Here is a 9,701-nt window from a genome sequence, read left to right as displayed (position 1 = left end):
CTGCTTGCTGGCGAACCCACTTGACATTAACAAAGGGGCTTTCTTCTTTCTACAGGTAAATATTACAGTTGATTTTTATTAAATTTTTTTATGCAACAACAATGACTCTGTAAAAAAATTTATAAATACTTATTGACAATTTGGTCTATTCCATATAGATTTATAGTATAAAGTCGATGCTGAATAGACCAAGGAGGTTTATCATGAAGGAATATAAACTTGCAGAAACTGAAGAAAAGTTTGCAGAATTAATCTGGCAGAACGAGCCGATTGGTTCCGGCAATCTTGTGAAGCTATGTGAAAAGGAAATGGATTGGAAAAAGTCTACAACATATACAGTACTGAAAAAGTTATGTGAAAAGGGCATTTTTCAAAATGAAAATGCTGTAGTTTCATCGCTAATTACAAAGGATGAATATTACGCCAATCAAAGTATACGTTTTGTTGAGGATACCTTTGGAGGGTCCTTGCCTAAATTTCTAACAGCTTTTATAGGTGGTAAAAAATTAAGTAAACATCAGGCTGAAGAGTTGAAAAGATTGATTGATGATCACAAGGAGGTGTAGCAATGAATGAACTATTTCTTACTGTTTTAAATATGAGTCTTACGGCAAGTTATGTAATCCTTTTTGTGATACTTATTAGGTTACTACTCAAAAAAGTTCCAAAAGTTATCTCTTATGCCTTATGGGGCGTGGTTGCTTTTCGCCTTATAATTCCATTCTCCTTTGAAAGCATATTAAGTCTTATGCCACGGAATACGAATGCTGTACCAATCCCCCAAGATATCATCTACCAGCAAAATCCACAGATTAATAGTGGGATAGAAGTAGTTGATTCCTTTATAAGCAGATCACTTCCTGCACCGACTATTGGGGCAAGTGTGAATCCACTACAGATTTATGTGGAAATAGGGGCATACATCTGGATTTTAGGCATAATAGCATTGCTTGCTTATAGCATTGTATCTATTTTAATCTTAAAAAGACAGCTTAAAAGTGCACAATTAATAGAGAAGAATATTTTTGAAGCTAGGAATTTGAAAACACCATTTGTGCTTGGATTAATAAGACCAAAGATATATTTACCGGTTGGACTTAACGTTGAGGAAAGAGGCTATATTCTTCTACATGAGCAGACCCACATTCATCGAAAAGACCATATCATTAAAGTATTAGCTTTCCTAACATTGTCCATCCACTGGTTTAATCCTCTTGTGTGGATTTCGTTCATGTTAATGAGTACGGATATGGAGCTATCCTGCGATGAAAGAGTACTGACGGAAATGGATGAAGAAACTAAAAAACCCTATGCTAATTCATTATTGTCGCTTGCTACTGGAAAGCATATTTTAAATGGTAGTCCGCTTGCATTTGGTGAGGGAAATGTAAAAGGCAGGATTAAGAACGTGTTAAACTATAAAAGACCAAGGTTTTGGATAATTGCTATCTCAATTATTATTGTGACAACAGTTGGTATTGGACTTATATTAAATCCAAAAGTAAATGGATTAGGTGAATCACAACAAATAACCGATTTTTCAACTGTAACTACTCAGAAGGATATTTCAAACCACGTATCAAGCCCGGAAGTAAAACTCCCTGCTAACAATTCAAATGAAAAAGCTGGTGCAAGCATAGTGGAAGAAACTATAGCACTCGAAGCTCTTAAAGAATTTTATGGTCAGACTAATGAATCAATCGTTATATATGAACAAATTCCGTTTGATAATGATTATATGCTAGTTCTTGCAGACAGGATAACAGATGGGGAGCATTATCCCAACTTATACCTTATAAACTCCGATGGTATAGTTTCATCATTAACCCGGCATAGCAATTGTTGGGCATTGAACTTTACTGAACTTAGTGGCTATAAAGTATTCTTCGGCCTTGCAGGAAGAGAGGTAAATCAAGCCAGTAACAATACTATATCTGTTAATAAAGTTGAAGCCATATTTGATGGTAAGGTTGAAGCGGTCAAAACTAGAAAAAATGCTTATGCTTATATTAACTTGTATGAGAAGGATATAGAGACTATCAATAATTCCAATGGTTATATATTGGTTGCAAAAAAAACGGATATGCCAGAGGATATAATAGGCGTTTCTGACGGTGGACAGAAAGTATCGCTATCTCAAGCATCAATAGACAGGAATCGAAGCTATATGCCAAAATATCTTGAAAGCACAGATAAGAGCATATACAATTCATCCGCTTTCACCTACTCACCTATGATATCACCTGCATATTGGATGCAAATAGGTTCTGAAGAGGTAGGAATTAAGGGCAGTACTGATGCAAATGGAAATTTAAATGCCGTATCCTTAAGACCCTCGCAAGCAGTATTCAAAACCGTACATTCTTCTGAAATACCAAATGATATTAAGGCGTTCTATCTTTCGAACTGTTATCCTTGGACAGCAACTTTCGCTGTAGGAGAAAATGTAGAGGTAGTATATTCAACAGAAACAGAGCTATATGATTGCCATGTTTACAAACTGACCCCACAGTCTGTTGATAAGAAAATTGGAATCAAAGAGCTTAAACGTCTTTCAGTAACTGGTGAGAATCGGATAATTCTACCTAAGGAATCTGGAGACTATCTATTCCTTCTTCGGACCGAAAAGAACTTTGAATTACGTTCATTTATAGGGGTTATTAGTATTTACTAGATGTATCCCTAACAAAGTAAGGGGAACAATATAGTGAAAGTGTGTTCTCAAGTACATCTGTCCTCTCACCCCACGTGGAGTGCATGATGTTGATAACAAGGTCGGACAAGTGAGTGTAGAAAAAAGCCTGTAAATAAGGGGCTTGTGGGTTACTAGGACAAGAAGCCGGAACTCAAAAGTCCCTTTGCGGCACAGGATATAGTACCGTTGCTCTTGTTAATAGCGGGCATAAAGTGATTGCAATTGATAAAAATTATGAATGTATCATGGCGGCCAAAAAGTTGATTGCTGATAATGGGTATACAAAAGATGATGTAATCCTTCTTGAAGGAGATGCTGCAGACGCACAGCTCAGGGAACAAACATTATCGAAATATGCCTGTATATAAGTCAGATATTGGAGAACCCGGAATTTTCTTATCCTGAGCTGATTATATGGGATGCATGCAGAATTCTATTTTTCTTAAATAATCTATGATAATCACAGTGCTGAATCGGTTAAGTTTGACCTGTAATAAACTGAACTCCTATACTTACCACTGTAACTGTCACCCAGACTATCAGACCAAGGAGAAGTGGCTTTAAACCTGTTTTTATCATTTTTCTAAAATCTGCACTTAGCCCAACAGCAGTCAAGGCCATAACAATGAAGAACTTCCCTGCAATAGACAGGATTGAAACGATGTATTCATTAAATACTCCAAGGGTATTTAACAAGGAGGCTGCCAGAAAGCCTAAGATGAACCATGGGAAAATTCTTTTAAAGCTATAGTTTATAGAGTTTCCAGCTTTAACTGATTTTTTTCTGTTATAAGAATAAGCAAAAGCGAAAATCAGCGAAATAGGAATTATCATTGTCGTACGAGTTAATTTTACTATAGTTGCATAAGCTCCGGCGTGGCTGCTGAAAGCATAGCCCGCAGCAACTACTGAAGAAGTATCATTTACTGCCGTGCCAGCCAATAAGCCGAACGCTGTATCTGAAAATCCAAGCATATGTCCAAGCGGCGGGAAAATCAAAACAGCGATAATGTTGAAGAAGAAAATTGTTGATATGGAATAAGCAACTTCCATTTCCTCTGCCTCGATAATGGGAGATATTGCAGCTATAGCTGATCCCCCGCATATTGCAGTACCTACACCTATTAAACTGGTCAGCTTAGATGGAATTTTCATAAGTCTTCCAAAGCCGTACGCAGCTATAAAAGCACAAGACAATGTAAGCAGCATAACAGATAGAGATTGAATGCCTGTTTTCCATATCTGTGTAAGGCTAAGACCGCCGCCTAAAATTATAATTGCCCATTGAAGGATTTTCTTGGATGTAAAATTTACTCCAGCTTCTGCCCATGCCGGTTTACCAACGGCATTATTTAATATAATTCCAATAACAATACCAAAAACAGGACCGCCTATAATAGGATATCTATTTCCGAGCCAAGTTGCTATTAACGCAATCACAAAAGACATCAATATGCCTGAAAGATTTTTTCTAAGCCACGCCATGGTTTTCCTCCTATCTATTATCGTTACTAATATTTTAATATGAACAATGCATAAAAACAAATTATGATTTATTATAAAATTATAATAAAAATTTATGTATGCCTTTCTAAAAACTTTTAGTTGTTATACAATAATTTGTGATTAAGATATTTTTGAGGAGATAAACAGTATGATTGATTCAAAGCTCAAGACTTTTATCAATATAGCAAGATTAAAAAGCTATACTAGGGCAGCAGAAGTGCTTAACCTTACACAGCCGGCAGTAACACAGCATATAAAACAGCTTGAAGAATATTATGAAGTTAAGTTAATAAAGAAAAAAGGAAGGCAAATTTCTTTGACTGAAGAAGGAGAGTTGCTCTTAAAAAGTGCAAAGGAATATGAAGCCAATTCTATACTTCTGGAAAGAAAGTTAAAAAACAAGTCGTCAGTGATTAAAAGATATAATATAGGTGCAACTTTAACCATAGGTGAATTTGTGCTTCCTAATTTGTTGGGTGATTATAAAAGAACTCACAGTAATATTGACGTTATTATGCATGTGCATAATCTGGAAGAAGTCTTAGAAAGAATAAGCAATGGGGAATTTGACCTGGGAATTGTAGAAGGGCCTTTTGATAAAAGTAAATTTAACTATAAAAAGCTGAAAGATGATGAACTTGTTTTAGTAGCTGCACCCATAAGTAGTTTAACGATGAGAGAAAAAGTAAGAATAAATGAAATTTTAAATGATGGTAGGCTTATTCTCCGGGAGAAGGGCTCAGGAACTAGAATGATTTTTGAAAATAAGCTTAAGGAGCTTGGGTATAATATTGTGGATATGAAGATTTATATGGAAGTGGGTAGTATCGGAGCTATAAAATCCTTGGTAGAAGCAAACCTGGGGTATACAGTTATATCAAGGGAAGCTGTTAAGCGTGAAGTAGAAGCAGGCACATTAACAATTATTCCAATTGATGGGGCTAAGTTTAAAAGAGAATTTAATTTTGTTTTTATGGAGCATGGCCCTTTTGATTTTATAGAAAATTTTATGAGTTTTGTTATTGGCTAGTGTGCCTTTATATGTAAATTGCTATAGAAGCTGCCCATACAGAGCATCTTGCTGCGGACGTTAAGATCATTTATTGAACACCTGTCATATTTGCAATTATTACAGCTTAAACAGATTTTTTCCCAAGCTGCAAGAGTCTTACCGTAAAGCAGTTTGCTAATATAGGTATTTGTAAATATTGCATTTCTCCATGTTACAAATGCTACAACAAACAGCATAAAATCACCCCATCTTTTAATTGTATTTACATATTACAATAAACAGATACAGATAACAAATCCGTTTTTTCTCGTTATATACCTATGCAGGGTATGTGATGACATCTAGCTTTAATTACTTAGATTTTCAATAATTCTCATGTTATATCTAAATATTTAAATATAACGATTGACAAAAATGCTGTCCGCCTCGTATAATATATAAGTACCCTGTGGGGGTATATGAAAATGAGATAGAGGTGAATTTATATGGATAAGGCAATTAAATTTATTCATAACTGGGTGTGGGTAATGCTCATTATTTACTGTATTATTGGGGTGTTCTATCCACTTATAGGGACTGTAGCTTTAATATGCATGCTGGCACCTTCTATTGTTGCGGTATTCAAAGGGAGAATGTGGTGCGGTAACTTTTGCCCGAGAGGGAGCTTTAATGATATTATACTTTCAAAATTCAGCCGAAAAAATAAGGTGCCCAGGCTCTTAAAGTCAACATGGTTTAGGCTGGCATTTCTTATATTACTAATGGGAGCTTTTGCAGTCCAGATTGTTTTTGCTTGGGGTAGTTTTTCTGAAGTATCATTTGTTTTTATAAGAATGATTATTATAACTACTGTTATTACCATAATTTTGGGCTTTTCATATAATCAAAGAACCTGGTGTATGATTTGCCCTATGGGTACTATGGCACATTATATAGCAAAGTTAAAGCTTGCAAAGGGGAACTTCAGATACATTGCGTTTAACAAGGAAAAGTGTGTAAATTGTAAGGTCTGCACCAAGAATTGTCCAATAGGCATTGATGTTTTAAGCCATAAGAGTGTTGGTAAAGTTACTGATGCCGACTGCTTAAAATGCAAGGTTTGTGTTGAAAAGTGCCCGAAGAAATCACTGTATATTACTTGAAATTGGTGAATAAAGTACTATGTTATACAGATTCGGAAGAATATTAATAGTTGAGAGGGAGTGTCTTTTATGAAAATAACAGTTGATAAGAATTTATGTCCACAAAACCATAAGTGTCCGTCAATAAAGGTTTGTCCCGTAGGTGCAATTCAACAAAGTGGGAATGGATTGCCAACAATTGATGATGGAAAATGCATTAAATGCAAGAAGTGTGTGATGTTCTGCCCAATGCAAGCTATTCAAGCGAAATAATGGAGGGGCTCAATGTATACAATAATGCTTTGTTTATTGGCGGTTCAATTACATTAATACCGTGCTTTGTAGCTTTTCTACTGGCGGCAGCACTTCTAAAAAGCGGAGCTGGCTTTATGCAAATTGCAGTGTTTATTTCGACCCTGATGATGGTTGGAATTGTAACAATACCCCCTAGAAATAAAATATTTCGGTAGAAAAGCTGCTATTCTGCGAAATGGCCTGGTATTTATATTTTCGTTTGCTGTAGCAATTGTGATAGGGGTGGTGTTAGGATGAAGAATTTGTTGAAGAGAGAAAAGTCAGGAATAATTGGAATCACAATTGCGTTTCTTCTTGGATCAGCTGCAGCCGGCCCAGTATATGCTGCTCTTCCGGTTGCTGGTGTGTTAAAATGCAAGTATATTACAATAAATAAAAGGGGATAAATGGTGGTAAAAATGAGATAAGGCTGGAAGAATTATTTATAGTAACAATATTGTTCTTGTTCTTGGATTCTTAGTAGTATCTTTGCATGGCTTGGATTTTTAGGCCAAGAACCTGGTGCACTATATGCCCAATTACACAGTTTTTGATTTAACGCTTCGCAAAAACAAGAAATGAGGTTTTAATAATATGAAAAAAGCTATGATTGCTTTTGTTTTGATTCTAATAAGTATAGGGTTTGCTGCATGTAGCCCAGCAGATAACAGGGGATATCAAAAGGAAGTGCCAGTACAAGTGAATTCAACTAAAGCTTCCAGTTATACAAACATTAAGCCTGAAGATGCCAAAAAGCGTCTTAGTAGTGAAAAGGGAATCATATTACTTGATGTAAGAACCCAAGAAGAATATGATGAGAAGCATATTCCTAACAGCCTGCTGATACCTGTAGATGTCATAGAGAAGGAAGCTCCTGAAAAGCTTACTGATAAGAATACAACTATTTTTGTTTATTGCAGGAGTGGGAGACGCAGTGTTACTGCCTCTGAGGCTCTTGCCAAAATGGGATATAAAAAGGTATACAACCTTGGAGGAATAATTGATTGGCCATATGAAACGGAAACAGGAAGATAAGTTCGCTGTTATATTGTTTTATATTCAATAGTTGTGGTCATGCCACCCAAAGGCTTAGTCATATTGTTTGATATTATATGTTTCACCTGAAGCAACAAGGATAGACAATGTGTGACTCTTTAGTGGGAATAGGGAAAATGCGTCCCCTCGAAACGGAACGAATAAGGAAAAATTAATTTGTTTACAATTAAGAATATCAGCTGTCATAGGTATGCAAGTTTACCTTAAAATAAAGGAAGAGGCTATTATTCCATAGCCTCTTCGTTGTTTATATCATATAGATTATAGGTAATACATTTTGAAGCTCTTCTTACACGAGGCGGCTTTTTCTCTTTAGCAGATATATCTGAAGAGGCCGCTTTGCTACGAGATGACTGTTTGGGCGAAGAAGGCTTTGATATGGTTCTAAAAGTACAGTTCTTATTTGTACAATTGCCTGAAAGCATCAATGAACCGCATTTACAAAATTCTGACAATTAAATCACTCCTTTATAATCTTAATATACCATAAAATCGCAAATATAATAATAGCTAAGTGCAAAATTTTTAAATTTTATTTAAATGTTTTAAAAATAGCTTTTATCATAACAATCAATAATATATAATATATATGTTATTCCTAAATAAAAATAGTCAATTTATTCTCTTGGCTATTTATTTCAATAATATTCATGTTTGATAGTCTTAAAGTTTAGCAGATCATTTTTTAAATATTAAAAGTTCGATATTTTATTATTTCCAAAGCTTGTTACTACAGCTAAACCATTTAAACCTCAATTAGGCAGGAAGAATAGCCGATATATAAATATAGAAGGGTGATTTAGTTATAATAAGGAGAAACTATGTTTAAAAAGAAAATTCTTATTGTAGATGATACAGAGTTAATAGTAAGAATAATAACAGACATTTTGGTGCCTGCAGGTTATGATGTTATATCGGCAAATAATGGTGAAGAAGGTATTGAAATGGTCAGAAGAGAAAAACCTGACCTAGTACTTCTTGACATTATTATGTATGGCATGGATGGCTTGGAGGTTTGTAAAATATTAAGAGCAGATGAGAGCAACAACTTAATGCCTATTATAATACTGACTGCAGAGGATGATGAGGAACAAAAGCTTCAAGGGCTTGAGTTAGGTGCTGATGATTATATAAAAAAGCCTTTTAATCCACGAGAGCTTATTGCAAGGGTCAGAAATACTCTTATGAGAATAGACCGGAACAGATGGGCAAACCCATTGACTGGGCTTAGAGGAAACCTTGAAATTCAGGCTGAAATAACCAGGAGAATCTTCAAAAGAGACATCTTTTCAGTGGTTTATGCCGACCTTGATAACTTTAAGGCTTATAATGACGTTTATGGCTTTGCCAGTGGGGATAGGGCCATAAAACTGACTGCTGATATCCTTTTGGATTCTATCCATGCACTAGGCACCCCTACGGACTTTGTAGGACATGTAGGCGGTGATGACTTTATATTGGTAATTTCTCCGAGGAATACAGATATAATATGTGAAAATGTTATAAAAAGGTTTGATGAAAAGATAGTGGAGCTTTATAGCATGGAGGATCGAAAAAAGGGGTTTATTTCAACTGCCAACAGGCAGGGGCAGATGATACAGTATCCGATCATATCTATTTCTTTAGCTGCCATATCTAATGAGAATCGCAGCCTCATAAGTCATATACAGGTTGCTGAAATTGCTGCAGAGTTAAAAAAACAAGCAAAATCAATCGCTGGAAGTGTGTATGTTAAAGATACAAGAAAGTGATAGCCTCAAAATGGCAAGTTAATTTCACATCCTATCTTATTTAAGTTTTCTATTGCTTCGCTAAAATCAAATTGAATATCGAATAAAAAATTGAAAAGATGGCAAGGGGTTTTTGTGCAGGAAATATGTAAAATGTTTAAATTTTCTGTTATAATACATGAAAAAGAAGTATTAAAAGACCTTAGGCACGATCAAAAAATAACTCCCGCTATAAATTTCGCTCATGTGTTGACTTAACTCGTCAATACCCGCTCAACAGCGGAAGT

Annotated in this window: 12 protein-coding genes and 1 pseudogene; 10 read left to right on the top strand and 3 right to left on the bottom strand. The window is 35.3% G+C overall.

The window, feature by feature from the left end:
- Positions 1 to 203 precede the first annotated feature (203 nt).
- The 3 genes and pseudogenes from VIO64_RS15365 to VIO64_RS15355 all read left to right on the top strand — a co-directional run.
- A complete protein-coding gene (locus VIO64_RS15365) occupies positions 204 to 566 on the top strand; it encodes a BlaI/MecI/CopY family transcriptional regulator (RefSeq protein ID WP_331919786.1) in 363 nt (120 codons plus the stop codon).
- 2 nt (positions 567 to 568) lie between these two features.
- The gene (locus VIO64_RS15360; RefSeq protein WP_331919784.1) at positions 569 to 2,674 is read left to right on the top strand and encodes a M56 family metallopeptidase; all 2,106 of its coding nucleotides are present in this window, start codon (positions 569 to 571) and stop codon (positions 2,672 to 2,674) included.
- Between the two features lie 197 nt (positions 2,675 to 2,871).
- Positions 2,872 to 3,063, top strand: a pseudogene (locus tag VIO64_RS15355) (class I SAM-dependent methyltransferase); the annotation flags it as partial.
- Between the two features lie 109 nt (positions 3,064 to 3,172).
- Here the strand turns inward: VIO64_RS15355 and VIO64_RS15350 are convergent.
- Complete coding sequence (locus VIO64_RS15350; RefSeq protein ID WP_331919782.1) at positions 3,173 to 4,180, bottom strand: YeiH family protein; 1,008 nt, start codon at positions 4,178 to 4,180, stop codon at positions 3,173 to 3,175.
- Between the two features lie 169 nt (positions 4,181 to 4,349).
- Between VIO64_RS15350 and VIO64_RS15345 the strand changes: the two genes are divergently transcribed.
- Positions 4,350 to 5,231, top strand: a complete 882-nt coding sequence (locus VIO64_RS15345) for a LysR family transcriptional regulator (RefSeq protein ID WP_331919780.1) — start codon at positions 4,350 to 4,352, stop codon at positions 5,229 to 5,231.
- On the opposite strand, the gene VIO64_RS15340 is transcribed toward VIO64_RS15345, so the two are convergent.
- Complete coding sequence (locus VIO64_RS15340; RefSeq protein WP_331919778.1) at positions 5,228 to 5,449, bottom strand: hypothetical protein; 222 nt, start codon at positions 5,447 to 5,449, stop codon at positions 5,228 to 5,230. The genes VIO64_RS15345 and VIO64_RS15340 overlap by 4 nt on opposite strands.
- Before the next feature lie 249 nt (positions 5,450 to 5,698).
- Here VIO64_RS15340 and VIO64_RS15335 point away from each other — a divergent pair, with 249 nt between their 5' ends.
- The 5 genes from VIO64_RS15335 (at position 5,699) to VIO64_RS15315 (ending at position 7,663) form a co-directional block, all read left to right on the top strand.
- Positions 5,699 to 6,355, top strand: a complete 657-nt coding sequence (locus tag VIO64_RS15335) for a 4Fe-4S binding protein (protein WP_331919776.1) — start codon at positions 5,699 to 5,701, stop codon at positions 6,353 to 6,355.
- A 69-nt stretch (positions 6,356 to 6,424) separates the two neighbouring features.
- On the top strand, positions 6,425 to 6,607 hold the full coding sequence (locus VIO64_RS15330) for a 4Fe-4S binding protein (protein ID WP_331919774.1): 183 nt from the start codon (positions 6,425 to 6,427) through the stop codon (positions 6,605 to 6,607).
- On the top strand, positions 6,556 to 6,804 hold the full coding sequence (locus VIO64_RS15325; RefSeq protein ID WP_331919772.1) for a hypothetical protein: 249 nt from the start codon (positions 6,556 to 6,558) through the stop codon (positions 6,802 to 6,804). Before VIO64_RS15330 ends, VIO64_RS15325 begins: the two co-directional genes overlap by 52 nt.
- A 78-nt stretch (positions 6,805 to 6,882) precedes the next feature.
- Complete coding sequence (locus tag VIO64_RS15320) at positions 6,883 to 7,035, top strand: hypothetical protein (RefSeq protein WP_331919770.1); 153 nt, start codon at positions 6,883 to 6,885, stop codon at positions 7,033 to 7,035.
- Between the two features lie 187 nt (positions 7,036 to 7,222).
- Complete coding sequence (locus tag VIO64_RS15315) at positions 7,223 to 7,663, top strand: rhodanese-like domain-containing protein (RefSeq protein ID WP_331919768.1); 441 nt, start codon at positions 7,223 to 7,225, stop codon at positions 7,661 to 7,663.
- A gap of 245 nt (positions 7,664 to 7,908) precedes the next feature.
- Here the strand turns inward: VIO64_RS15315 and VIO64_RS15310 are convergent, their stop codons facing one another.
- The gene (locus VIO64_RS15310) at positions 7,909 to 8,139 is read right to left on the bottom strand and encodes a hypothetical protein (RefSeq protein WP_331919766.1); all 231 of its coding nucleotides are present in this window, start codon (positions 8,137 to 8,139) and stop codon (positions 7,909 to 7,911) included.
- A gap of 366 nt (positions 8,140 to 8,505) precedes the next feature.
- On the opposite strand from VIO64_RS15310, the gene VIO64_RS15305 reads away from it, so the two are divergent.
- On the top strand, positions 8,506 to 9,435 hold the full coding sequence (locus tag VIO64_RS15305; RefSeq protein WP_331919764.1) for a response regulator: 930 nt from the start codon (positions 8,506 to 8,508) through the stop codon (positions 9,433 to 9,435).
- Positions 9,436 to 9,701 lie beyond the last annotated feature (266 nt).

Origin of the sequence: Pseudobacteroides sp. (assembly GCF_036567765.1) — a bacterium.
Classification (GTDB): Bacteria; Bacillota; Clostridia; order Acetivibrionales; family DSM-2933; genus Pseudobacteroides.
The sequence above is the reverse complement of the archived record's forward strand: the minus strand, read 5'-3'. Positions and strand labels throughout refer to the sequence as shown.

Coding starts and splice junctions, on each gene's coding strand:
- VIO64_RS15365 (WP_331919786.1), top strand. CDS start 204: ATGAAGGAATATAAACTTGCAGAAACTGAAGAAAAGTTTGCAGAATTA.
- VIO64_RS15360 (WP_331919784.1), top strand. CDS start 569: ATGAATGAACTATTTCTTACTGTTTTAAATATGAGTCTTACGGCAAGT.
- VIO64_RS15350 (WP_331919782.1), bottom strand. CDS start 4,180: ATGGCGTGGCTTAGAAAAAATCTTTCAGGCATATTGATGTCTTTTGTG.
- VIO64_RS15345 (WP_331919780.1), top strand. CDS start 4,350: ATGATTGATTCAAAGCTCAAGACTTTTATCAATATAGCAAGATTAAAA.
- VIO64_RS15340 (WP_331919778.1), bottom strand. CDS start 5,449: ATGCTGTTTGTTGTAGCATTTGTAACATGGAGAAATGCAATATTTACA.
- VIO64_RS15335 (WP_331919776.1), top strand. CDS start 5,699: ATGGATAAGGCAATTAAATTTATTCATAACTGGGTGTGGGTAATGCTC.
- VIO64_RS15330 (WP_331919774.1), top strand. CDS start 6,425: ATGAAAATAACAGTTGATAAGAATTTATGTCCACAAAACCATAAGTGT.
- VIO64_RS15325 (WP_331919772.1), top strand. CDS start 6,556: ATGCAAGAAGTGTGTGATGTTCTGCCCAATGCAAGCTATTCAAGCGAA.
- VIO64_RS15320 (WP_331919770.1), top strand. CDS start 6,883: ATGAAGAATTTGTTGAAGAGAGAAAAGTCAGGAATAATTGGAATCACA.
- VIO64_RS15315 (WP_331919768.1), top strand. CDS start 7,223: ATGAAAAAAGCTATGATTGCTTTTGTTTTGATTCTAATAAGTATAGGG.
- VIO64_RS15305 (WP_331919764.1), top strand. CDS start 8,506: ATGTTTAAAAAGAAAATTCTTATTGTAGATGATACAGAGTTAATAGTA.